This window comes from [Mannheimia] succiniciproducens MBEL55E (assembly GCF_000007745.1).
Taxonomy (GTDB): Bacteria; Pseudomonadota; Gammaproteobacteria; order Enterobacterales; family Pasteurellaceae; genus Basfia; species Basfia succiniciproducens.
The window spans coordinates 1,841,594-1,864,453 of record NC_006300.1 but is presented as its reverse complement, the minus strand read 5'-3'; the positions used below and the strand labels follow the sequence as shown (position 1 = coordinate 1,864,453).

Sequence of the window (22,860 nt, the reverse complement as noted above, 5' to 3'; positions counted from 1 at the left end):
TAATTTTAATCAGAGAGTTAAAACTTACATGACAAATCAAACAAACGCACCGATTGAGGTGCAGAGTAAAGCGAAACAAGCCTTTGTAGGTTTGCAAATGCTATTCGTGGCATTTGGCGCATTGGTATTAGTGCCGTTAATTACCGGGTTAAATGCAAATACGGCATTGTTAACCGCAGGGATAGGAACATTGTTATTCCAGTTATGTACCGGAAAACAGGTTCCTATTTTTTTGGCCTCTTCATTTGCCTTTATTGCACCGATGCAATACGGTATTCAAACCTGGGGTATCGCAGTCACTATGGGCGGGCTTGCTTTTGCGGGGCTGGTTTATGTCGCATTAAGCGCCTTGGTTAAGATGCGCGGAGCAGGCGCTTTACAACGAATTTTTCCACCGGTTGTGGTCGGCCCTGTTATCATTATTATCGGTATGGGTTTGGCACCTACCGCAGTAGATATGGCGCTTGGCAAAAATAGTGCTTATAGCTATAACGATGCGGTGTTGGTTTCCATGGTTACTTTGCTTACTACCTTGTGTGTTGCGGTTTTCTCTAAGGGCATGATGAAATTGATTCCTATTATGTTCGGGATAGCGGTCGGTTATATTTTGTGTTTGTTCTTAGGTTTAATTGATTTTCAACCCGTATTGAACGCACCTTGGTTCAGCTTACCGGAGATCACTACGCCGGAATTTAAACTGGAAGCGATTTTATACTTATTACCAATCGCTATTGCACCTGCCGTTGAGCACGTCGGCGGTATCATGGCGATCAGTTCCGTTACCGGCAAGGATTTTATTCGTAAACCCGGCTTACACCGCACTTTATTAGGCGATGGTGTGGCAACAACAGCCGCCTCTTTATTGGGTGGTCCGCCGAATACGACTTATGCGGAAGTCACCGGTGCGGTTATGTTAACCCGCAATTTCAACCCGAATATTATGACCTGGGCGGCGGTTTGGGCAATCGGTATTTCATTCTGTGGCAAAGTCGGCGCATTTTTATCAACCATTCCGACTATCGTTATGGGCGGTATTATGATGTTAGTGTTCGGTTCGATTGCGGTGGTAGGGATGAGTACCTTAATTCGCGATAAAGTGGATGTAACGGAAGCCCGTAACCTATGTATTATTTCGGTAGTGATGACCTTCGGTATCGGCGGTATGTTTGTGAATGTGGGAGAGCTTTCTCTCAAAGGTATCAGCTTATGTGCGGTGGTCGCCATTGTATTGAACCTGTTGTTACCGAAAGCAAAAAATCAGATGGAATAAATAAAAAATGGGGTTGAGCCTTGCCTACCCCTATTTTTTTCAGCTATATTCTTACCTCATTTATTTTAGTTAGGATTATTTTTTGTCAGAGCATCAACTTCCTTTACCGATTCATCAAATTGACGACGAAACCCTGGATAATTTTTTTGTAGGTCATAATGATCTGCTGGTTGATTCTTTATCTAAAAATATTGCCTGCCTTAAACAGCAATTCTTTTATGTATGGGGCGCCGAAGGAAGCGGTAAAAGCCACTTATTGAAAGCGGTGTCTAATCAATTTTTATTGCAGAATCGCCCTGCAATTTATGTACCTTTAAGCAAATCTCAGTATTTTTCTCCCGCAGTTTTAGAAAATCTGGAATACCAGGATGCGGTATGTCTTGATGACTTACAGCTTGTGGTTGGTAATGAAGAATGGGAAATCGCGATTTTTGATTTGTTTAACCGCATTAAAGAAAAAGAAAATACTTTATTATTAATCAGTGCCAATCAATCGCCTAACGCATTGCCGATTAAGTTGCCTGATCTTGCTTCACGTTTAACCTGGGGCGAAATTTATCATCTTAATGTATTTACCGATGAAGAAAAAATTCTGGTCTTACAACGTAATGCCCATGAACGCGGGATTGAATTGCCTGATGAAACGGCAAATTTTCTATTAAAACGTTTAGACCGCGATATGCACACCTTATTTGACGCTTTGCTTAAATTGGATAAGGCTTCCTTGCAAGCGCAGCGCAAACTCACCATTCCTTTCGTGAAAGAAACTCTCGGACTTTAAACAATAAAAAGTGCGGTCAAAACTTTGAAAATTTTGACCGCACTTTTAAGATGATATTGTCTGATTAAATTAAACAATAATCATATGAGCTAAGGCATAACCTACCAAACAAGCTGTGGTTACACCGATAAGACCCGGTATCATGAAGCTGTGATTGAAGTAGTATTTACCGATTTTGGTTGTACCCGTTACGTCAAAGTTCACGGTTGCGATATCTGACGGATAGTTAGGAATGAAGAAGTACGCGTAAGTCGCCGGGATTAAACCGACTAATACGGGCGCCGGTAAGCCTAAGCTGATACCTACTGGCAACATCATTACCGCGGTTGCCGCCTGGCTGTTGATTACTACGGATACGGCAAATAGAGCGAAAGCGAATGTCCAAGGATAGCTTTCAACCATAGTAGTTACCGCCGCTTTGAATTCAGGCATTGCGTATGAGAAGTATGTATCACTCATCCATGCAATACCGTAAATTGCGATACATGCCACCATACCTGATTTAAACACCACCCCGTTTGGTACGGATTGCGGATTGGTTTTGGTTGCGATTAAGATAATACCGCCGAAACAGAGCATCATCATTTGGATAATGAATGACATAGAAATCGCTTTCACCGGTTTGCCATCCACCGGCACACCTACTGTGCGGATTTCAGGAAGCATTGCGATGACTACAACGGTAACAAGCGAAAGTACGAATAACCATACCGCCATTTTTGCCGAACGAGGTAATTCCGCATCTAAAGAGGTTGCAGTCGTATTTAAAATACGATCGCGCCAAGTCGGATCTTTTAAACGACGTTGATATTCCGGATCATCTTCCAATTCTTTACCGCGACGTAAGCTGTAAAGCGCCATTGCCATAGTACCGACGAAAGTTGCCGGAACGGTCACTGAAATAATGTTCAACAATGTGATATGTTCATAGCCCGGCATTTTAGTGATTTGCGTTAAATAATAAGCAATTGCCGCGGATAACGGGCTGGATGTAATAGCTAATTGCGAAGCTACGGATGAAACCGCCATCGGACGTTCCGGACGGATTTTGTTTTTTAACGCGATATCACCGATGATCGGCATTACGGAGTAAACTGAGTGACCGGTACCTAACATGAATGTCATTACGTAAGTTACCATCGGCGCTAAAATAGTTACGCGTTTTGGGTTACTGCGCAGTACGCGTTCTGCAATTTGTAACATATATTTTAAACCGCCGGCCGCTTCAAGTATGGAGGCACAAGTTACTACGGCTAAGATTACAAGCATTACATCAATTGGCGCTTTACCTAACGGCATACGAAGTATGAATACTTCAATAACCAGCCCGATACCTGAAATTACCCCAAGACCAATACCGCCGAAACGGCTACCCGTATAAAGCATTAATAATAGAAACAGAAATTCTAAATAAAGCATGATTAATTCCCCGAAAGAGTTATTTTTAAAAACTACGCAAATGATACGTGAATTAGAAATGCTTTCAATTGATTTAATTCATTTATTACAGGATTCTTATAAAAGTTTTATTTAAATCAAAAAAATGTAATAAGTTGGTTATTTTTTAGCTATTCAGGGATAACACAAAAAGATGAAAGGGGGGGAGAATGAGATAAAAAATTAAGGCGGTTATTACCGCCTTAATGAATTAATTATTGATTGTTTTGAACGTAATCAATTGCTGATTGAACCGTTGTAATTTTTTCAGCTTCTTCATCAGGAATTTCGATATCGAATTCTTCTTCTAAAGCCATTACTAATTCAACTGTGTCTAAAGAGTCGGCACCTAAGTCTTCGATGAAAGACGCTTCGGATTTAACTTCTTCTTCTTTAACACCTAATTGATCAACAATGATTTTTTTTACGCGTTCTTCAATGCTCATTTTTTTTTCCTATTGTAGTTCTCGCCCAATGCGATAAGGTAAATAGTGTATGTATTTTTCCAAAACTTGCAAGCTATTTCTTTGCGTGGTCAAACCACAATACAAACAAATTGGAACATACAAACGGTTAGAAATCAGTTACGTTTTTGCATACGCTGTTGCGTAACTCACGTTATAGCAAGGTTAATTCTAGCATTAAGACTAATGCTTTGCCATGCTTTTTATCCTTTTTCTGTTTTCGGAACGGAATAAGAATAAAATTATGCCATATATAAGCCGCCGTTTACGTGTAAAGTAGTTCCGGTAATATAGCCCGCATCTTCGGATGCAAGGAAAGCAACCGCTTTGGCAATATCTTTAGGTTCACCTAAATGACCGGCAGGAACATTAGCTAAAATCCCCGCTTTTTGCTCTTCTGTTAATACTTCTGTCATGTCGGTTGCAATAAAGCCCGGAGCAACAACGTTTACCGTAATTCCACGAGACGCCACTTCCTTGGCAAGCCCTTTACTGAAACCGATTAAACCGGCTTTTGCCGCGCAGTAATTGGACTGACCCGGGTTACCGCTTGAACCGACAACCGAACCGATAGTGATAATACGGCCGAAACGTTTTTTCATCATAGTACGCAACATCGCTTTAGATAAGCGATAAACGGAAGTGAGGTTGGTTTGAATAATGTCAAACCATTCGTCATCTTTCATGCGCATTAACAGGTTGTCACGGGTAATGCCCGCATTATTTACAAGGATATCAATATCACCGAATTCTTTTTTGATTTGTTCCAAAACGGATTCGATAGATTCCTGATCAGCTACGTTTAACACGAAACCTTTGCCTTTTTCACCTAAATAAGCGGAAATACTTTCCGCTCCTTTTTCTAATGTTGCGGTACCAATAACAAAAGCGCCTTTTGTCGCTAATTCTTCCGCAATCGCGCGACCGATACCGCGGGTTGCGCCTGTTACTAATGCGATTTTGCCTTGCATATTTGTCTCCTAACGTTTGTAGGCGGGGTTAAAAAACCACCGGATAAATAGACCCTGGTAAATGGCGGGCGAAAACCCACCACGAATAATTAAGCTAAAATTTCTTTTACCGTTTCTAATGATTTCGCATCATTTACTTGTTGTGCCGAAAGTTCTTTAACGATTCGGCCGGTTAAACCGGTTAATACTTTACCCGGTCCCATTTCAAGTAAAACTTCGATATTATTTTTAGCCATACGTTCAACGATTTCAGTCCAGCGAACAGGGCTGTAAAGTTGGCGAACAAGGGCGGTTCGAATTGCTTCCGCATCATTTTCCGCTTTCACGTCGACATTGTTGATAACGGCAATTTCAGGCGCTTTGAACGAAATACTTTCTAAGGAAACCGCAAGCTGATCCGCCGCCGGTTTCATCAATGCGCAATGAGAAGGAACGCTTACCGCTAATGGTAACGCACGTTTTGCGCCAGCTTCTTTACAAGCAGCCGCGGCACGCTCGACAGCGGCTTTGCTACCGGCAATAACAACTTGTCCAGGAGAGTTAAAGTTTACTGCGGAAACCACTTCGCCTTGTTCGGCGGCTTTACAGGCGTTAATAATAGATTCGTTATCTAAACCGATGATTGCGTACATTGCGCCTGTACCTTCCGGCACGGCTTGTTGCATTAATTTACCGCGTAATTCAACTAATTTAATAGCATCCTGAAAATCAATAACGCCTGCGCAAACTAAAGCGGAATATTCACCCAAGCTATGGCCGGCCATCACTTCGGGTTTTAATTCCGGGTATTGTTGTTGCCAAATACGGTAAATTGCCACTGAAGCTGCTAAAAGTGCGGGCTGAGTTTGCCAGGTTTTGTTAAGTTCTTCGGCAGGACCTTGTTGCACGAGTTGCCATAAGTCATAACCTAAGACTTCGGAAGCTTGTTTAAAGGTTTCTTGAACAACGGGAAATTGTTCGGCAAGTTCAGCCAGCATACCTACTGATTGCGATCCCTGACCCGGGAAAACCATTGCAAATTTTTTCATTGTATTTCCTATTTTATTGAATTCCGAGTGAAAACCTCAATAAAAATATTGAGGAGTTTATATATTAAAAACGAACGAGAGCGGAGCCCCAAGTCCAACCACCGCCAAAGGCTTCAAGCAGAAGGAGTTGCCCCCGTTTGATCCGTCCGTCGCGAATGGCTTCGTCTAATGCGACAGGTACCGTTGCAGCGCTGTTATTGCCGTATTTTTCTATGGTTAATACAACTTGTGACATATCCATATCTAATTTTTTTGGCCGTTGCCGAAATAATACGGATATTGGCTTGATGAGGAATCAGCCAGTCTAAGTCGGATTTCTGCAAATTATTTTTTTCTAAGGTTTCTTCTACGACGCTTGAAAGCTGACCCACGGCAAGTTTAAAGGTGGCATTACCCTGCATGGTGATATAGCCGGATTTGTCTTCACCGCGTTCAATATGAGGCAATGAAAGCATATCTTCCTTATCGGCGGATGCATGTAAATGGGTTGAGACGATGCCTTGTTGTTCGCTTGCCTCTAAAATAACGGCACCGGCACCGTCACCAAATAAAACCACCGTACTGCGATCGGTTTCATCAAGATGGCGGGAATTTAGATCAGAGCCGATGACCAAGGCTTTTTTCACTTGCCCGCTTTTAATAAATTGATCGGCGACAGAAAGCGCATAAACGAAACCGGTACAGGCTGCGGCGACATCAAAGGATATTGCGTCTTTAATACCTAAAATACCTTGGATTTGACAGGCCGCACTTGGATAAGAATGGGAATTAGTTGTTGTACCTACAATAATAAGCTCTATTTCCTGCGGATCTAAATTTGCCATTTCCAAGGCTTTTGCCGCCGCATTGGCACCCATCGTCGCCGATGTTTCATCCGCTGCGGCGATACGGCGTTCCTTCATGCCTGAACGGGTATAAATCCATTCGTCCGAAGTATCGACCATTTTTTCTAAATCGGCGTTAGTACGCACTTGTGCAGGTAAATAACTACCTGTGGCTAAGATTTTACTGTACATAATGTTCTCGTTATGTCACAACTTTATTAAAATTTTTAGATTATTTTTGTAACCCTGCCAATATTTTTTCAGGAATTTGTTGGCGGGCCTGTAATGCAGCATCATGAATCGCATTATTAAATGCCTCAATATTTGCAGCGCCATGGCTTTTAACAACGATTGAGGTTAATCCGATTAATGATGCCCCGTTATATTGATCCGGGTTTATTTTTTGTAAACGTTGATAACTGTCTTTAAACAGCAATTTTATTAACCAATTAAACAGAGGTTTTAATAAATGATTGCGCGATTTTCCTTTTATTAAGGAAATCACATTTTTTGCCGCCCCTTCGAGGGTTTTCAGGGCTATATTACCCACAAACCCGTCACTGACGATAACATCCGCTTTGCCGTTTAACAGGAGATTTCCTTCGATAAAACCGATGTAATTGAGCGAACTGTTGCCTGTTAATAAATCGGCGGCTTCGCGAATGGATTTATAACCTTTAATTTCTTCAATGCCTATATTCAATAAAGCAATCCGGGGGAAAACCAAATCAAGTTGATTTTCTGCAAAAATAGCACCCATTAAAGCAAATTGGTATAAATTATTCGCGTTGCAATCTATATTTGCTCCTAAGTCCAGCATAACCGTGCGACCGCCGTCCATTGTCGGCAGCAGAGAAATAAGCGCCGGACGATCAATTCCTTTTAACGGTTGCAAAAGTACCTTTGATAATCCCATTAAAGCAGCGGTATTGCCGGCACTGACACAACCTTGAGCCTCGCCTTTTTGTACCGCTTCGATAGCTAAACGCATAGACGTTCCTTTACTATGACGTAAGGCATAGGATAAACCTTGATTATTTTCAACTACACGAGAGCAATGACAAACACGGAGACGTTCTTTCAGAGCGGACGGAACTTGTTCCAATAAGGGATTTATTTGCTGGCTGTCGCCAAACAAAAGCAAAGATAGCATTGGATCTTTTTCCAACGCTTTTATAGACGCAGGGATAGTAATACGGGGACCAATGTCCCCGCCCATCACATCTAACGCAAGGGTTAGACGACTCAAGTGATTACCTTAAAGTAATAAGTTCAATTACTTGTTAATCACTTTACGACCACGGTAGTAACCGTCAGCAGTTACATGGTGGCGTAAATGAGTTTCACCGCTTGCTTTATCAACTGATACTGCAGCAGTAGTTAACGCATCATGTGAACGACGCATATCACGACGTGAACGAGATTTTTTATTTTGTTGAACAGCCATTGGCTATACTCCTAAATTTACTTTTGCTTTAAATTAGCTAATACAGCGAACGGGTTCGGTTTTTTTGCCAATTCTTCTGGCAATTCGCCAAAAACCTGTTCCTGCGCGGACACTTCACAGTGTTCAGATGAATGCATTGGAACAATTGGAAGATTTAAAATAAATTCATCTTCAATCGTACCAATTAAATCTATTTCCCCGAATTCATTAAATTCAATCGGTTCATAAATCTCCGGTAATTCATCAATTTTACTTAAATTAGCCACCGGACTATAACAAAACGTACATTCCAGCGTTTGATTGAACGTCTGACCGCAACGTTGACATTCTAATTCAACCTCAACCTGCGCCTGACCTTTCATCACCACTAATTTTTGCGGATCGATGAAAAACGATAATGTTACCTGTGCATCGCTGAGCACTTTTACCACTGACTCGTTAAGACGAACCAACTGATCGGCTGCGTAGTAGCCTACGTAATCCAATCTGCGTTGCGCATCTTTAACCGGGTCAACGGTTAGGGGTAGTTTTACCTTTTGCATAGGGCGTGAATCTTACCTTCAGATAGAAAAATAGTCAAAGGAAATTATCATTTTTTAGCTGAAAAGTCTTGTGATGTTGTAAAAAAGCCGGAATTTTTCCAAAGTTGTCTTTTAATAAGAAATGTAACGGAAAAAATCACCGCTGTGGGGAGCGAAATTTTTGCCGTATTTTGATAACACCAACGCCATTTCACTCCATTCCTTCCCCCGCAACGTCGGGTAGGTGCCTGCAAGGCGGAAAGGCGAAAATCCCCGCCCCCTCAGTCACTGCGTGACAGCTCCCCCAACGTTGTGTGGGAGCGAAATTGTTGCCGTATTTTGATAACGCCAACGCCATTTCACTCCATTCCTTCCCCCGCAACGTCGGGGAAGTCCAGCAAGGCGGAGGGAAAATTCTTACTATCAGTCACTGCATGACGGCTCCGCTTTTTACTCGTGTTAATAAGAAATCCGATTGTTTTGTTATAAAAGTGCGGTCGATTTTAGAGAAATTTTGCTGGTAAATTCCGCCTTTTTACGGGTAACCTCTTAGCCTAATAAATTGCACAACGGAAATAAATTGTTATAATCCCATCGACTTATTAACGGATAAGTTAAAACTTTATATGTTAGGTGAATATAACATTATGAATTCATTAGAAAAAAAACAAATCACTTACGGACAACGATTAAAAATTGCTTTTCAATATGCAATGCCGCAAATTTATTTAACACAAATTGCCGGTTGGTTTGCCAATAAACGTTGGGGTGCCGTCACACATTTTGTGATCAAAATGTTTGCTAAAAAATATAATGTGCATATGGCGGAAGCGGCAAAACCGAATTTTTCCGATTATGCGACATTTAACGAATTTTTTATTCGTCAGTTAAAAGAATACGCACGCCCGATTAATCAAAATACCGATGCTTTATGTTTGCCCGCAGATGGCAAAATCAGCCAGTGCGGGCATATTGACGACGAATTATTGTTACAGGCAAAAGGTCATAGCTTCAGCTTGCGCGACCTATTGGCGGGCGATGAAGAATTAACCCGACTGTTTAAAGACGGCGAGTTTGTTACAACTTATTTGTCGCCGCGCGATTATCATCGTGTGCATATGCCGTGTAACGGAACTATCCGCAAAATGATTTATGTGCCCGGCGAACTGTTTTCCGTCAATCCTTTTTTGAATACCCATATTCCGAATTTACTGGCGCGTAACGAACGGGTTATCTGCCTGTTTGATACGGATTTCGGCCCGATGGTGCAAATTTTAGTAGGCGCTACGATTACCGCCAGTATCAGTACGGTTTGGGAGGGGGTGATTAATCCGCCAAGAACGGGAGATATCCGTACCTGGACTTATGAAGGTCAGAGCGCTGTCAGCTTAGCGAAAGGGCAGGAAATGGGGGCGTTCCAATTAGGTTCTACGGTAATTAATTTATTTCCTAAAAATGCCGTGAAGTTAGCGGATTATTTGCAAGTAGACACGGTTACCCGTGTCGGTGAAATTTTGGCGTATAAAAAATAATTACGGCTTTACCCTTGAATTATATGGATAAAGAGCCATATAGAGAGGGTGAAAAAACTCATTCATTCATCATTAATTTAAATAGGAAAATAGAATGTCAAAACAATTTTTTGATTCAGTTGCGTTAGACAGCGTATCGGCAAAAGGCGGCTATGGCGTAGGATTACAAATCGGCCAGCAATTATTAGACAGCCGATTAAATGTTGAAGCGGAAGCGGTAGCGAAAGGTATTTACGACGTATTAAACAATAATGCCCCTGCGTTAGATTTAAATGAAGTCAGCAAAGCGTTACAGGAATTACAGCAAAAAGCGCAAGATGCCGCTCAAGCGCAATTTAAACAAATTGAAGAAGACGGTCGCGCATTTTTAGTGGAAAATGCGAAAAAAGACGGCGTGCAGGTAACGGAATCCGGTCTTCAATATGAAATTCTAGTGGAAGGTAACGGTAATAAACCTTCCCGTGAAGATACCGTGCGCGTTCATTATACGGGGACTTTACCTGACGGTACCGTATTTGACAGTTCCGTAAGCCGCGGTCAACCGGCGGAATTTCCGGTAGGCGGCGTTATTGCAGGCTGGGTGGAAGCATTACAATTAATGCCGGTGGGTTCTAAATGGCGTTTAGCTATTCCGCATAATTTAGCGTACGGTGAACGCGGTGCGGGAGCATCAATTCCGCCGTTCAGCCCGTTGGTGTTTGAAGTGGAATTATTAGATATTCTTTAATAATCCGGTTTAATAAAAAATAAGGACGCTATATTGGTGTCCTTATTTTTATCTGTGTTTTATTTATAATCTAAAGTGCGGTCAAAAATTCGATAATTTTGACCGCACTTTTGCACTTCTTATGCGGTTATTTGTTTAACACGATCATATCATCGCGGTGAATCGCCACAGAGCCGTATTCATAACCCAGAATTTTTTCAATATTCTGAGATTTTTTGCCTTGAATGAGATAAAGCGCATCGCTGTTGTAACGCGGCATGCCAAGGGCGATATCTTTGCCTTGTTGGGTGCGGATTTTTACCACTTCTCCGCGGGAGAAACGACCTTCAATATTTACAATACCCGCCGGCAATAAAGACTTATGTTGTTCTAATATTGCATTTTCCGCCCCTTGATCGATGGTCAGAATGCCGGCGGAAGGCGCGGCAAAGAGCCATTGTTTACGGCTTTCCAGTTTATCGGTCTGAACCGTAAATTTCGTACCTATAGCTTCGCCGTGGGCAAGATCGGCGATAACATTTTCCCTGTTTCCCGGAGCAATGATTGTTTCAATGCCGGAACGGGTTGCAATGTCGGCGGCGGTAATTTTGGTGGACATTCCGCCTGTGCCTAAGGTTGTACCGCTACCGCCGGCAATAGAACGAATATGATCGGTAATTTCATTTACCACCGGGATTAGCTTTGCCTGTGGATTTTTCCGCGGATCGGAGTCAAATAATCCTTGTTGGTCGGTGAGCAAATAAAGTTGTTCCGCCTGTACTAAAATCGCCACTAACGCCGATAAGTTGTCGTTATCGCCTACTTTGATTTCTGCGGTGGCGACGGCGTCGTTTTCATTTACGACCGGAATAATGCGGTTATCCAATAACGCGTGAAGCGTATCTCTGGCATTTAAAAAGCGTTCGCGGTCTTCAATATCGGCGCGGGTTAATAAAAGCTGACCGATATGAATATCGTAAATGGCAAATAGTTGTTCCCACGTTTGAATCAGCTGGCTTTGTCCAACCGCCGCCAATAATTGTTTTGAGGCGATTGTGGGCGGAAGTTTCGGGTGATTAAGATAATGCCTGCCCGCCGCCATTGCGCCGGATGTGACAATTACAAGACGATAACCTTCCTGATGTAATTGCGCCAATTGACGCACGATTTCGATCATGTGGGCGCGATTTAATTTTGGCGTACCTTGAGTTAATGTGCTGGTACCGAATTTCACTACAATGGTTTTTTGCGAGTTTTGTTTTTGTTCCATTTTTCCGCCTTGCGAATTTGCGCAATTTTATAAGTGAACTTTAAATTAGCATTAAACAATTGAGAAATCACCTCATTTTTGACCGCACTTTTTCATTCAAATAAAAAATTTTTCCAATTCTCTACAACGCTCATGATTTAGAACAAAATTTTTAATCGGGAAAAGCATATAATTTGCACGGAATCAGTTTTAGGAGAAATTATGCAAAATCAAAGTGAAGTGAGTTCACAAAAACAACGTGAAATTACCCGTCTTTGTGTGCACACCGCATTATTATTGTTACAACATGGTGCGGAAAGTGCTTTAGTTGTGGCATTAACCACTCGTTTAGGCTTGGCGTTGGGCGTTGACAGCGTAGAATGCGCACTAACGCCGAATGCCGTAATTGTCACGACATTAACGGACGGGCATTGTTTAACTACTACAAGAAAAAATATCGATAAAGGCATCAATATGAAAGTGGTTACCGACGTTCATCATATCGTGATTGCGGCGGAACATCGGATTTATAGCTTGGAACAAGTGAAAAGTAAATTAGAAAATATGAAGCCGATAAAATATAACCGTTATTTTGTTGTGCTGATGATTGGTTTATCCTGCGCAAGTTTCGCCCATTTGTCCGGCGGCGATAATTTAATTTGTCTGATTACCTTTATAGCTTCTTCTATCGCCATGTATATTCGTCAAGAATTATCCGTACGGCATTTTAACCCGTTAATCGTGTTTTGCTGCACCGCATTTGTGGCTTCTATGATTTCCGGTTTGGCATTGAAATTTCAGCTGGGAAATGATGCGCAAATTGCATTGGCATCCAGTGTCTTGTTATTGGTACCGGGCTTCCCGCTGATCAATTCCCTTGCGGATATTTTAAAAGGCCATGTGAATATGGGGCTGGCGCGTTGGAGTATTGCTACTGTATTGACCTTTGGCGCCTGTATGGGCATCGTATTTGCCTTAAATGTATTGAATATTGCAAATTGGGGGTATTAAATGGACTTATTAATCACACTGATTGACGATATGTTTTTTGCTTCAATTCCCGCCGTGGGGTTTGCGCTGATTTTTAACGTGCCGCCTAAAGCATTGGGTTATTGTGCGATTTTGGGCGCTATCGGGCACGCTTCACGTACTTTGTTGATGCATTTCGGCGTATCTATCGTATTCGGTACCTTTTTTGCCGCCGGTCTCATCGGCTTTATCGGCGTGCGTATCGCCCAACATTATCTTGCCCATCCAAAAGTTTTTACCGTGGCGGCAATTATTCCGATGATTCCCGGCGTTTATGCCTACAAAGCCATGATCGCCATTGTTCGGATTAATTCTTTAGGCTCATCGCCCGAATTGTTTAATCAAATGGTGGATAATTTTGTAAAGGGCTGTTTTATCCTCGGCGCACTGGTTTTTGGACTTGCTTTGCCGCGTCTGCTATTCTATCGGGGCACACCTGTGGTTTAGACCGCAATTTTATCTGATAGAAAGAGGCATTTTATGACATTGAGTTTAATCGTCGCAGCCACAAAAAACCATGTAATCGGTAAAGATAACCAAATGCCCTGGCATTTACCTGCAGATCTAAAATGGTTTAAAGAAAACACGCTTGGAAAACCGGTTATTATGGGGCGCAAAACCTTTGAAAGTATCGGTCGCCCGTTGCCTAAGCGCGTGAATATTGTGCTTTCCCGTCATCCTTTCGAACATGAAGGCGTTATATGGAAAGAAAGCCTGGAAAGTGCGGTAGATTTTTTGAAAGATTCAGCCGAAATTATGCTTATCGGCGGCGGACAGTTATTCGAGCAATATTTATCTCAAGCGGATAAACTGTACTTCACGGAAATTCAGACGGAACTTGAAGGCGATACCTTTTTCCCGGCAATTAATACGGACGAATGGGAAATTTCCTATGAGGAATATCGCCCGGCGGATGAAAATAACGCCTATGATTTACGGTTTTTAATCTTAGAGCGCAAATCCTAAATTAAAAAAGTGCGGTAAAAAAATCGAAATTTTCTACCGCACTTTTTTATTCGATTCCGGCTAACTTATGGGTTTGAATGCTCAATTGCCATTTGGGTTTATTCGGGCGTTGATTTAATTTGCCTAACAACGCGATGGTTTCCAGCAAATTCATTTTTCCTTCTATTTCGCAAGGCGAAAGGTAATAACGCTCCGCACGAATTTTTTGTTCAATTTGTTGGCAGAAATTTTCCGCATCGGCATCCATCACAATACGTACTTCATGGGCGAAATCAATACAACGGCGCCGATACTTTTCCGCATACATCGCCTTCGGGCTGGCGGAGATATAATCAATTTGCGGCGGCACCGCTCTCAAACCGTTGGTTTCGATAGCCAGAAAATAGCCGTCCCGTTTAAATTGCGCCAATAATAAGGAAATATTCGGCTGAATCGTCGGTTCGCCGCCGGTGATAATAATATTTTTGGCAGAAAATGATCGCACTTTTTCCACAATTTGCTGCAAAGTCCGATATTCGAACCGTTCATAATCCGTATCGCACCAAGGGCAAGCCAGATTACATTTGCCGAAACGTACAAATATGCAGGGCATACCTGTGTTGAAGCCTTCGCCCTGTAAACTTTCGAAAATTTCCACAATAGGATAACGGGGGTTGGAAATTAACAGATTTTCCACCGCAGTTATTCCCGATATTCGCAAAAAGAGGTCGGCGTTTCCCATAAGCGAATAGCGGAAACGGGCAGCCCCGCGTCATGTTTTAAGCGATTAAAGATAAATCGCGACATTTCCTCGGCGGTTGTGCGAACCGGAATCCCGAAGGTTTTTGAGTCCAGCTCCACTAATAAACGGGCAATTTTGCATTCGCGTTCGCTTGTATTGTCATAAATAAATGCATGATCCATCGGGTCTAAAATGAATTTTTTCACGACGGTTTTGAGATCTGAAAAATCCACTACCATGCCTTTTTTCGCACCGCTTTGGTGAAGCTGAGCGCTCATCACTTCCACTTGAAGCTTATAGGTATGACCGTGTAAATTTTGGCATTTGCCGTCATGGCCGTCCAGAATATGGGCCATATCAAAACTGAATTCTTTCGAAACTTTAAACATTTTTACCGCACTTTTATTGTTTTGAAGCTAAATACTGTTGTAGACCGTTTTCCCGCAGAATGCAGCTCGGGCAACTGCCGCAACCGCCTTCAACACCGAGATAACAGGTATGGGTATGTTCGCGCACATAATTTAATGCGCCTAATTCGTCGGCAAGCTGCCAGGTTTGCGCTTTGGTTAAATACATTAACGGCGTATGAATGTTGAACTGATAATCCATCGCCAGATTTAACGTCACATTCATGGACTTGATAAATACATCGCGACAATCGGGATAACCGCTGAAGTCGGTTTCGCATACGCCGGTGATAATGTCACGAATGCCTTGCCCTTTGGCATAAATCGCCGTATAAAGCAAAAATAAGGCATTACGCCCGTCCACAAATGTATTCGGCATACCGGCTTCATCTTTAGTGATTTTAATATTATCCATCATCGCATTGGCGGTGATGGTTTTGATAACGGAAGTATCAATTAAGGTTTGTTTAATGCCGAGATCCTGGGCTATCCATTTTGCTTTTTCCAGCTCAATAGCATGGCGCTGGCCGTATTGAAAAGTCACCGCCTCGACATTTTCAACGCCGTAATCGGCAATGGCTTTAAGCAGACAGGTTGTAGAATCTTGTCCGCCGGAAAAGATAACAACCGCTTTGCGGTCGCCGTTCGGATTTGTAATATTCATCGTTTTCCTTAGTTTTTTTGCGTGGGAGGTTTTCGAACCACGAATTAAAAGAGTGCATATTCTACCTATTTGTTTGTGTTGTTGCAAAATTTCGATATTGAATTTGTTATTTTTTAGGAATAACGCAAATATTTTTGAAACGCCCCTAAACCCTATTGTAGAATGTGGACTTAATCGGTTTATTTATTAAATGGAAGGTAAATTATGCGTTGGCAAGGTCGAAGAGAAAGTACAAATGTTGAAGACAGACGTTCGGAACGTTCCGGCATTTCGATGGGCGGGAAGAAAACGGGCGTTTTAGGGTTTATTATTTTATTGGTCGGCGCTTATTACGGCGTGGATTTATCGGGATTGGTGGGAACCTCATCGAATATTGGTGAGGTCGGTTCCTCATTAAGCCAAAACGAAGAGGAAACATTGGAAAAATTATCCCGGGTGGTGTTAGCCGATACGGAAAGCACATGGCAGGATTATTTTGCCCGTAGCGGACAAAAATACAGTGCGCCGACCATGGTTTTATATAACGGCGCAACCCCTAGCGCCTGCGGAACGGGTCAATCCGCTATGGGGCCTTTTTATTGCCCGAACGATCATAAAGTTTACTTAGACTTATCTTTTTATAACGATATGAAAAATCAGCTGGGTGCCGGTGGTGAAGCGGCGTTCGCTTATGTAATCGCTCATGAAGTAGGACATCATGTTCAGAATTTAACGGGCATTTTGCCTCGAATCAGCCGCCTGCAACAAAGTAATCCCGCTCAAGCTAATCAGCTTTCGGTTAATCTTGAATTACAGGCGGACTGTTTTGCCGGTGTATTCGGTTATCAGGCGGTAAAAAACAATATGTTTGAAGCGAGTGATTTAGAAGTAGCGTTTGCCGCAGCGGAGGCGGTAGGAGACGACCGTTTACAAAAACGCAGTCAAGGTTATGCGGTACCCGATAGTTTTACTCACGGTACATCGCAACAGCGTCTCACCTGGTTCCGAAAAGGCTTACAAACCGGCGACCCGACACAATGCAATACGTTTACTAACTAATCTGAAAAATATCGGAATACGTAAAAATATCGCTCCCCCACAAAGCCGGGGGAGCTGCCACGTAGTGACTGAGGGGGCAAGGTATTCCCCCTCCGCCTTGCAGGCACCTCCCCCGACGTTGCGGGGGAGGGAACGGGCTGAAATGGCGTTGTCGTTATCGTAATGCACAAAAATATCGCTCCCCCACGAAGCCGGGGGAGCTGTCACGTAGTGACTGAGGGGGCAGGGTTTTCCCCTCCATCTTTCAGGCACCTCCCCCAACTTTATGAAGGAAGGTGCGGGTTGAAATGCGGTATGGCAAAGAATAAGTCGTTTTCTTATTAAAAAAAGTGCGGTCAAAATTCAAGGATTTTTACCAAGGAGATTTGATTTTTACTAAGAAAAGTTAGAAATAAATCGACTGAATCAAATGGCACGCCCTATTGGATTCGAACCAATGACCTACGGCTTAGAAGGCCGTTGCTCTATCCAGCTGAGCTAAGGGCGCAATGTCAAATGGCTTATTGAAATTGAACTGAAGAAGTGGTCGGCGAGATAGGATTTGAACCTACGACCCACTGGTCCCAAACCAGTTGCGCTACCAAGCTGCGCTACTCGCCGACGAATGGCTGCCATTATAGTGAGCTTTTTTATTCAGTCAATAATTTTTTCTGATTTTTTGTTTGATCGCTTAATTTTATCTCAATTAGGCTTACAATCCCGAAAAAATTTTGCGAAAATAGCAAACGTTTACGGTTCAATTAAAATAAGGAAAAATCAATGACTGCACAGGTTATTTCGGGTTCGGCTTTAGCGAAAAAAGTAAAAACGGAAGTCGGGCAAAAAATCGAACAATATGTTGCGCAAGGCAAACGTGCCCCCGGGTTAGCTGTAATTTTAGTGGGCGCCGATCCCGCTTCTCAGGTTTATGTGGGGAGTAAGCGCAAAAGTTGTGCGGAAATCGGTATTAATTCCAAATCCTATGATTTAGAGGAATCCACCTCTGAAGCGGCGTTATTAACTTTAATTGACGAATTGAATAACGATGCGGATATCGACGGTATCTTAGTGCAACTGCCGTTGCCGAAGCATATCGACAGTACAAAAGTTATCGAGCGCATTGCGCCGCACAAAGATGTGGACGGTTTCCATCCTTATAATGTGGGGCGTTTGTGCCAGCGTATTCCGACTTTGCGCGCCTGTACGCCTTACGGTATTATGAAATTGCTGTAAACTACGGAATTAAACCTGAAAGGTCGACATGCGGTGATTGTCGGCGCTTCAAATATCGTCGGTCGTCCGATGGCGATGGAGTTGTTGCTCGCCGGTTGCACGGTGACCGTTACTCACCGGTTTACTACCAATCTGGAAGGTTATGTCCGTCAGGCGGATATTTTAGTGGTCGCCGTAGGTAAAGCGGAATTTATTCCCGGGAATTGGGTCAAAGAAGGTGCGGTGGTTATTGACGTGGGAATTAACCGTTGTGAAGACGGCAAGCTGCGCGGCGATGTGGAATTTGCCGCGGCCGCGGAAAAAGCCGGCTTTATTACGCCTGTTCCCGGCGGTGTCGGTCCTATGACTGTTGCCATGTTAATGTTTAACACATTAACGGCGTATGAGAACAATGGTTAGCCGTGACGGATAAAAGTGCGGTCGTTTTTTTTAAATTTTTCAATTAATGTAAATTTAATAGACGAACTGATCCGATTTCGTTATGTTTAACCTATAGTTTCAATTAACTTGTTAAAAAAGGAAGGAAAAATGGGCTTATTTGATTTTGTAGGTAATATCGGTAAAAAAATCTTCAACCGAGAAGATGAAGCGTCTAAAGCGGTAACCGAGCATATCGCGGAAGACAATCCGGGCGTTGAAAATGTGAACGTGACTGTTGAAAATGGCGTGGCAAAACTTGAAGGTTCGGCAAAATCTGCCAGTGCGTTGGAAAAAGCCATTTTAATGGCGGGAAATATCGCCGGTATCACCTCGGTGAAAGCCGACGGGGTGAATATTCTGAACGGCGAAGTATTAGCCGGTGATGACGAATTCTATGTGATTCAAAAAGGCGATACATTATGGGCTATCGCGGAAAAACATTATGGTAACGGCATTAAATATAAAGCTATTGTTGAAGCAAACAAAGAAGTGATCAAGGATGAAAATAAAATTTTCCCGGGTCAAAAAATCCGTTTGCCTAAATCACTTTAATTTAGCCGTTTAATTAATTTTGAAGCCCCTATTTTAAGTAATAAAAATAGGGGTTTTTCTTTGTTTTAGATTATTTTTTAAGCAAATATTTTAATTTAATCGGCATTTCCTCGACTGAACCCGCGACTAACGTTATAATCCTCAAGTTTATATGTATTTAAACCGTGTTCGGTGTAAAACCTTCGCCGAGTGCACATTCAATTCGAGAAAATTCAATTCGAGGTAAACAGAGAATGACAACTATTGAAACAACTCAAGGTCTTGAGCGTCGTGTGAGCATCACCGTTCCTGCTGAAACCGTAACAACCGCAGTGCGTGATGAATTAAAACGCGTAGCAAAAAATGCACGCGTAGATGGCTTCCGCAAAGGTAAAGTTCCGGCGCAAATTATTGAAAAACGTTTTGGCGCATCTGTTCGTCAGGACGTGTTGAACGACTTATTACCGCGTCATTTCTTTGACTTAGCGTTTAAAGAAAAAGTAAATTTAGCCGGTCGCCCGACTTTTGCCGTTGAAAACTATGAAGAAGGCAAAGATTTACAATTCACTGCAACTTTTGAAGTATATCCGGAAATTCAATTGCAGGGTTTAGAAAACATTAAAGTTGAAAAACCTGTAGTTGAAATCACTGATGCCGATGTGGACAACATGGTTGAAGTGTTACGCAAACAACAAGCGACTTGGGCTGAAACGGACAATGCGGCGACTAAAGACGATCGTGTAACTATCGATTTCGTCGGTTCTATCGACGGTGAAGAATTCCAGGGCGGCAAAGCGAACGATTTCGTACTGGCAATGGGTCAAGGCCGTATGATTCCCGGCTTTGAAGACGGTATTCTAGGTCATAAAGCGGGCGAACAATTTGATATCGAGGTCACTTTCCCTGAAGATTATCACGTTGAAAACTTAAAAGCGAAACCGGCTAAATTCGCTATCACCGTGAAAAAAGTGGAAGTGATGGTATTGCCTGAATTAACGGCGGATTTCATTGCTAAATTCGGTCCGAATACAAAAACCGTTGATGATTTACGTGCGGAAATCCGCAAAAATATGCAACGCGAATTAAAAAATGCGTTAACGGCCCGCGTTAAAAATCAAGTAATTGACGGTTTAATCGAACAAAACCAAATTGACGTACCGTTCGCTGCGGTAGATCAGGAAATTGAAGTGTTACGCAATCAAGCGGCACAACGTTTTGGAGGCAATGGGGAACAAGCGGCGCAATTACCTCGCGAATTATTCGAAGAACAGGCAAAACGTCGCGTTCAAGTAGGCCTTTTATTAGCTGAAGTGATTTCTTCAAACGAATTAAAAGCTGACGAAGAAAAAGCAAAAGCGATGATCGAAGATATTGCCTCCGCTTATGAACAACCGGCCGAAGTTGTTGAATATTACAGCAAAAACAACGAATTAATGAATAATATTCGTAACGTTGTATTGGAAGAACAAGCTATCGACGCAGTGCTTGCTAAAGCGCAAGTAACGGAAAAAGCTTCTTCATTCGATGAAGTAATGAATCCACAAGCATAATTATTGCTTTAGATTTTAGCTTTTCTAAGTGCGGTCAAAAAATGCAAAATTTTGACCGCACTTTTCTTTTATTTAGATCCTATATTGGTACTTGCCGGCGTTTTAAGTTAGAAAAATTCTATTTTTCAGGTAAAATAAGCAAAAATTTGCCCATAAGCTAACCAATAACAATGAATCGTTAGCTATTTACATTAATTTATGAGGACATTATGGCACTTATTCCTATGGTTGTAGAACAAACCTCCCGCGGTGAGCGTTCGTACGACATTTATTCGCGTTTGTTGAAAGAACGCGTCATTTTTTTAAGCGGTGAAGTTGAAGACAATATGGCAAACCTGATCGTAGCCCAACTGCTTTTTTTAGAATCGGAGAATCCGGAAAAAGACATTAATCTCTACATTAATTCTCCGGGCGGTTCGGTGACGGCCGGGATGGCTATTTATGATACGATGCAGTTTATCAAGCCCGATGTACGCACTTTGTGTGTCGGTCAGGCTTGTTCTATGGGCGCATTTTTATTAGCCGGCGGCGCTGCCGGTAAGCGTGCCGCGTTACCTCACGCCCGAGTGATGATTCACCAGCCGTTAGGCGGGTTCCGCGGTCAGGCATCGGATATTCAGATCCATGCGCAGGAAATTTTAAAAATTAAACAAACATTAAATGAACGTTTGGCCTTTCATACCGGTCAACCTTTTGAGGTTATCGAGCGGGATACGGATCGCGACAATTTTATGTCGGCGGAAGATGCAAAAAATTACGGTCTTATCGATAGCGTATTGGTTAAGCGTTAATTGGAATCAGTAGAATGACAAAAGAAACAGAAACCACCTGTTCGTTTTGCGGTAAATCGCAGGATGAAGTAGGTAAATTAATTGCCGGCGTCGATGGCTATATTTGCGGCGAATGTATTGATCTTTGCCATGATTTATTGCATGACGAAGAAACACGGGAACAACAAAGCGCTGAAGAAGCGGTTGAAACGGAAGAAAAATTACCGACCCCGCATGAAATCCGCGCTCACTTAGACGATTACGTTATCGGGCAGGATTATGCGAAAAAGGTATTAGCCGTTGCGGTTTATAATCATTATAAGCGCTTGCGTTCAAATCATGGCATTGCTGATGTTGAATTGGGCAAAAGTAATATTCTGTTAATCGGTCCGACCGGTAGCGGTAAAACCCTGTTAGCCGAAACAATGGCGCGTATGCTTAATGTGCCTTTTGCCATGGCGGACGCGACCACCTTAACTGAAGCAGGTTATGTGGGCGAAGATGTTGAAAACGTAATTCAAAAGTTATTGCAGAATTGCGATTATGATACGGAAAAAGCGCAACGAGGCATTATTTATATTGATGAAATCGATAAAATTACGCGTAAATCGGAAAATCCGTCTATTACCCGTGATGTATCGGGCGAAGGCGTTCAGCAAGCGTTATTAAAATTAATTGAAGGAACTGTGGCGTCTATTCCGCCTCAAGGCGGGCGCAAACATCCGCAGCAGGAAATGCTGCGCGTTGATACTTCAAAAATTTTATTTATTTGCGGCGGCGCTTTTGCCGGCTTGGATCGTGTGGTTCAAAAACGTATTCATAAGGGGAGCGGAATCGGCTTTGATGCGGAAGTAAAAGGCAAAGAAGACGAAGTCAGTTTAACGGATTTACTTAAACAAATTGAAACCGAGGATTTAATCAAATACGGTTTAATTCCGGAATTTATCGGCCGTCTGCCGGTGGTGGCGCCGTTAAGCGAACTTGATGAGAAGGCGTTGGTGCAGATTTTAACCGAACCTAAAAATGCGCTGACCAAACAATATCAGGCATTATTCGGCTTAGAAAATGTTGAACTCGAATTTACGCCGGAAGCTTTAAACGCTATGGCTAAGAAAGCCCTTGAGCGTAAAACGGGCGCCCGCGGTTTGCGTTCAATTGTTGAAGGCGCATTATTAGACACTATGTATGATTTACCTTCATTGGAAGGGCTTGTTAAAGTGGTGGTTGATGAAGCGGTTATCAACGAACACAGCGCACCTAAATTAGAATACTAATCGGAATATGTCATTATTTAATAAAAAGTGCGGTATTTTTTACCGCAC

The 22,860-nt window shown here is 42.5% G+C and carries 23 protein-coding genes, 2 tRNA genes, 2 pseudogenes and 1 riboswitch; of the genes and pseudogenes, 13 read left to right on the top strand and 14 right to left on the bottom strand.

Annotation, left to right across the window (positions count from 1 at the left end):
• Positions 1–28: 28 nt before the first annotated feature.
• Entirely contained in the window at positions 29–1,270 is a 1,242-nt protein-coding gene (locus tag MS_RS08590) for a nucleobase:cation symporter-2 family protein (RefSeq protein WP_011201039.1), read from the top strand.
• 82 nt (positions 1,271–1,352) lie between these two features.
• Positions 1,353–2,051 (top strand): DnaA inactivator Hda, encoded by a 699-nt coding sequence (hda, locus tag MS_RS08585; RefSeq protein WP_011201038.1) that lies wholly within the window; start codon positions 1,353–1,355, stop codon positions 2,049–2,051.
• A 69-nt stretch (positions 2,052–2,120) separates the two neighbouring features.
• On the opposite strand, the gene MS_RS08580 is transcribed toward hda, so the two are convergent.
• From MS_RS08580 to yceD, 8 genes and pseudogenes are all read right to left on the bottom strand, one after another.
• A complete protein-coding gene (locus tag MS_RS08580) occupies positions 2,121–3,470 on the bottom strand; it encodes an anaerobic C4-dicarboxylate transporter (RefSeq protein ID WP_011201037.1) in 1,350 nt (449 codons plus the stop codon).
• A 233-nt stretch (positions 3,471–3,703) separates the two neighbouring features.
• Positions 3,704–3,934, bottom strand: coding sequence for an acyl carrier protein (gene acpP, locus MS_RS08575; protein ID WP_005759872.1), 231 nt, complete (start codon positions 3,932–3,934; stop codon positions 3,704–3,706).
• Between the two features lie 260 nt (positions 3,935–4,194).
• Complete coding sequence (gene fabG / locus MS_RS08570; protein ID WP_011201035.1) at positions 4,195–4,923, bottom strand: 3-oxoacyl-ACP reductase FabG; 729 nt, start codon at positions 4,921–4,923, stop codon at positions 4,195–4,197.
• 89 nt (positions 4,924–5,012) lie between these two features.
• A complete protein-coding gene (fabD, locus tag MS_RS08565) occupies positions 5,013–5,951 on the bottom strand; it encodes an ACP S-malonyltransferase (RefSeq protein WP_011201034.1) in 939 nt (312 codons plus the stop codon).
• A gap of 64 nt (positions 5,952–6,015) precedes the next feature.
• Positions 6,016–6,967, bottom strand: a pseudogene (locus tag MS_RS08560) (beta-ketoacyl-ACP synthase III).
• Positions 6,968–7,007: 40 nt separating this feature from the next.
• The gene (plsX, locus tag MS_RS08555; RefSeq protein WP_011201031.1) at positions 7,008–8,024 is read right to left on the bottom strand and encodes a phosphate acyltransferase PlsX; all 1,017 of its coding nucleotides are present in this window, start codon (positions 8,022–8,024) and stop codon (positions 7,008–7,010) included.
• A gap of 27 nt (positions 8,025–8,051) precedes the next feature.
• Positions 8,052–8,222, bottom strand: a complete 171-nt coding sequence (gene rpmF / locus MS_RS08550; protein WP_005544470.1) for a 50S ribosomal protein L32 — start codon at positions 8,220–8,222, stop codon at positions 8,052–8,054.
• Positions 8,223–8,239: 17 nt separating this feature from the next.
• A complete protein-coding gene (gene yceD / locus MS_RS08545; RefSeq protein ID WP_011201030.1) occupies positions 8,240–8,764 on the bottom strand; it encodes a 23S rRNA accumulation protein YceD in 525 nt (174 codons plus the stop codon).
• A gap of 626 nt (positions 8,765–9,390) precedes the next feature.
• Between yceD and asd the strand changes: the two genes are divergently transcribed.
• Positions 9,391–10,275 (top strand): archaetidylserine decarboxylase, encoded by an 885-nt coding sequence (gene asd / locus MS_RS08540; protein ID WP_041640234.1) that lies wholly within the window; start codon positions 9,391–9,393, stop codon positions 10,273–10,275.
• Positions 10,276–10,369: 94 nt separating this feature from the next.
• Positions 10,370–11,002 (top strand): FKBP-type peptidyl-prolyl cis-trans isomerase, encoded by a 633-nt coding sequence (locus MS_RS08535; protein WP_011201026.1) that lies wholly within the window; start codon positions 10,370–10,372, stop codon positions 11,000–11,002.
• Between the two features lie 127 nt (positions 11,003–11,129).
• On the opposite strand, the gene proB is transcribed toward MS_RS08535, so the two are convergent.
• Positions 11,130–12,251, bottom strand: a complete 1,122-nt coding sequence (gene proB / locus MS_RS08530; protein WP_011201025.1) for a glutamate 5-kinase — start codon at positions 12,249–12,251, stop codon at positions 11,130–11,132.
• 201 nt (positions 12,252–12,452) lie between these two features.
• On the opposite strand from proB, the gene MS_RS08525 reads away from it, so the two are divergent.
• From MS_RS08525 to folA, 3 genes are read left to right on the top strand one after another with little or no spacing between them, the layout of a single operon-like run.
• Positions 12,453–13,241 carry a threonine/serine ThrE exporter family protein gene (locus MS_RS08525; protein WP_011201023.1) on the top strand — a complete coding sequence of 263 codons (789 nt, stop codon included), beginning with the start codon at positions 12,453–12,455 and terminating at the stop codon, positions 13,239–13,241.
• Positions 13,242–13,706, top strand: coding sequence for a threonine/serine exporter family protein (locus tag MS_RS08520; RefSeq protein WP_011201022.1), 465 nt, complete (start codon positions 13,242–13,244; stop codon positions 13,704–13,706).
• A gap of 33 nt (positions 13,707–13,739) precedes the next feature.
• On the top strand, positions 13,740–14,225 hold the full coding sequence (gene folA, locus MS_RS08515; protein WP_011201021.1) for a type 3 dihydrofolate reductase: 486 nt from the start codon (positions 13,740–13,742) through the stop codon (positions 14,223–14,225).
• 46 nt (positions 14,226–14,271) lie between these two features.
• On the opposite strand, the gene MS_RS08510 is transcribed toward folA, so the two are convergent.
• Genes MS_RS08510 through queC form a run of 3 tightly spaced genes read right to left on the bottom strand, consistent with a single transcriptional unit; the run spans position 14,272 to position 16,017 of the window.
• Positions 14,272–14,946, bottom strand: coding sequence for a 7-carboxy-7-deazaguanine synthase QueE (locus MS_RS08510; protein WP_011201020.1), 675 nt, complete (start codon positions 14,944–14,946; stop codon positions 14,272–14,274).
• Positions 14,907–15,335, bottom strand: a complete 429-nt coding sequence (gene queD, locus MS_RS08505; RefSeq protein WP_011201019.1) for a 6-carboxytetrahydropterin synthase QueD — start codon at positions 15,333–15,335, stop codon at positions 14,907–14,909. The genes MS_RS08510 and queD overlap by 40 nt, the downstream gene beginning before the upstream one ends.
• Before the next feature lie 13 nt (positions 15,336–15,348).
• Positions 15,349–16,017 carry a 7-cyano-7-deazaguanine synthase QueC gene (gene queC / locus MS_RS08500; protein ID WP_041639993.1) on the bottom strand — a complete coding sequence of 223 codons (669 nt, stop codon included), beginning with the start codon at positions 16,015–16,017 and terminating at the stop codon, positions 15,349–15,351.
• 2 nt (positions 16,018–16,019) lie between these two features.
• Positions 16,020–16,064, bottom strand: a riboswitch (PreQ1 riboswitch).
• A gap of 157 nt (positions 16,065–16,221) precedes the next feature.
• Between queC and MS_RS08495 the strand changes: the two genes are divergently transcribed.
• Positions 16,222–17,055, top strand: a complete 834-nt coding sequence (locus MS_RS08495; RefSeq protein ID WP_011201017.1) for a KPN_02809 family neutral zinc metallopeptidase — start codon at positions 16,222–16,224, stop codon at positions 17,053–17,055.
• A gap of 410 nt (positions 17,056–17,465) precedes the next feature.
• Here the strand turns inward: MS_RS08495 and MS_RS08490 are convergent.
• Both MS_RS08490 and MS_RS08485 read right to left on the bottom strand, forming a co-directional pair.
• A tRNA-Arg gene (locus MS_RS08490) sits at positions 17,466–17,542 on the bottom strand.
• A 36-nt stretch (positions 17,543–17,578) separates the two neighbouring features.
• Positions 17,579–17,655 (bottom strand) — tRNA-Pro (locus MS_RS08485).
• A 159-nt stretch (positions 17,656–17,814) separates the two neighbouring features.
• On the opposite strand from MS_RS08485, the pseudogene folD reads away from it, so the two are divergent.
• The 5 genes and pseudogenes from folD to clpX all read left to right on the top strand — a co-directional run bounded on the left by folD (position 17,815) and on the right by clpX (position 22,812).
• Positions 17,815–18,666: pseudogene (folD, locus tag MS_RS08480) on the top strand (bifunctional methylenetetrahydrofolate dehydrogenase/methenyltetrahydrofolate cyclohydrolase FolD).
• Positions 18,667–18,795: 129 nt separating this feature from the next.
• Positions 18,796–19,239, top strand: a complete 444-nt coding sequence (gene lysM, locus MS_RS08475; protein ID WP_041639991.1) for a peptidoglycan-binding protein LysM — start codon at positions 18,796–18,798, stop codon at positions 19,237–19,239.
• 233 nt (positions 19,240–19,472) lie between these two features.
• Positions 19,473–20,768: a trigger factor gene (tig, locus tag MS_RS08470; RefSeq protein ID WP_041639989.1), complete on the top strand. Its 1,296-nt coding sequence runs from the start codon at positions 19,473–19,475 to the stop codon at positions 20,766–20,768.
• Positions 20,769–20,977: 209 nt separating this feature from the next.
• Positions 20,978–21,559, top strand: coding sequence for an ATP-dependent Clp endopeptidase proteolytic subunit ClpP (clpP, locus tag MS_RS08465; RefSeq protein WP_011201010.1), 582 nt, complete (start codon positions 20,978–20,980; stop codon positions 21,557–21,559).
• Positions 21,560–21,573: 14 nt separating this feature from the next.
• A complete protein-coding gene (clpX, locus tag MS_RS08460) occupies positions 21,574–22,812 on the top strand; it encodes an ATP-dependent protease ATP-binding subunit ClpX (protein ID WP_011201009.1) in 1,239 nt (412 codons plus the stop codon).
• The last annotated feature ends 48 nt before the right edge of the window (positions 22,813–22,860 follow it).

Bases quoted from the DNA above. Each gene is read 5' to 3' on its own strand.
- MS_RS08590 (WP_011201039.1), top strand. From the start codon at position 29: ATGACAAATCAAACAAACGCACCGATTGAGGTGCAGAGTAAAGCGAAA.
- MS_RS08580 (WP_011201037.1), bottom strand. From the start codon at position 3,470: ATGCTTTATTTAGAATTTCTGTTTCTATTATTAATGCTTTATACGGGT.
- acpP (WP_005759872.1), bottom strand. From the start codon at position 3,934: ATGAGCATTGAAGAACGCGTAAAAAAAATCATTGTTGATCAATTAGGT.
- fabG (WP_011201035.1), bottom strand. From the start codon at position 4,923: ATGCAAGGCAAAATCGCATTAGTAACAGGCGCAACCCGCGGTATCGGT.
- fabD (WP_011201034.1), bottom strand. From the start codon at position 5,951: ATGAAAAAATTTGCAATGGTTTTCCCGGGTCAGGGATCGCAATCAGTA.
- rpmF (WP_005544470.1), bottom strand. From the start codon at position 8,222: ATGGCTGTTCAACAAAATAAAAAATCTCGTTCACGTCGTGATATGCGT.
- yceD (WP_011201030.1), bottom strand. From the start codon at position 8,764: ATGCAAAAGGTAAAACTACCCCTAACCGTTGACCCGGTTAAAGATGCG.
- asd (WP_041640234.1), top strand. From the start codon at position 9,391: ATGAATTCATTAGAAAAAAAACAAATCACTTACGGACAACGATTAAAA.
- MS_RS08535 (WP_011201026.1), top strand. From the start codon at position 10,370: ATGTCAAAACAATTTTTTGATTCAGTTGCGTTAGACAGCGTATCGGCA.
- proB (WP_011201025.1), bottom strand. From the start codon at position 12,251: ATGGAACAAAAACAAAACTCGCAAAAAACCATTGTAGTGAAATTCGGT.
- MS_RS08525 (WP_011201023.1), top strand. From the start codon at position 12,453: ATGCAAAATCAAAGTGAAGTGAGTTCACAAAAACAACGTGAAATTACC.
- MS_RS08520 (WP_011201022.1), top strand. From the start codon at position 13,242: ATGGACTTATTAATCACACTGATTGACGATATGTTTTTTGCTTCAATT.
- folA (WP_011201021.1), top strand. From the start codon at position 13,740: ATGACATTGAGTTTAATCGTCGCAGCCACAAAAAACCATGTAATCGGT.
- MS_RS08510 (WP_011201020.1), bottom strand. From the start codon at position 14,946: ATGGGAAACGCCGACCTCTTTTTGCGAATATCGGGAATAACTGCGGTG.
- queD (WP_011201019.1), bottom strand. From the start codon at position 15,335: ATGTTTAAAGTTTCGAAAGAATTCAGTTTTGATATGGCCCATATTCTG.
- queC (WP_041639993.1), bottom strand. From the start codon at position 16,017: ATGAATATTACAAATCCGAACGGCGACCGCAAAGCGGTTGTTATCTTT.
- MS_RS08495 (WP_011201017.1), top strand. From the start codon at position 16,222: ATGCGTTGGCAAGGTCGAAGAGAAAGTACAAATGTTGAAGACAGACGT.
- lysM (WP_041639991.1), top strand. From the start codon at position 18,796: ATGGGCTTATTTGATTTTGTAGGTAATATCGGTAAAAAAATCTTCAAC.
- tig (WP_041639989.1), top strand. From the start codon at position 19,473: ATGACAACTATTGAAACAACTCAAGGTCTTGAGCGTCGTGTGAGCATC.
- clpP (WP_011201010.1), top strand. From the start codon at position 20,978: ATGGCACTTATTCCTATGGTTGTAGAACAAACCTCCCGCGGTGAGCGT.
- clpX (WP_011201009.1), top strand. From the start codon at position 21,574: ATGACAAAAGAAACAGAAACCACCTGTTCGTTTTGCGGTAAATCGCAG.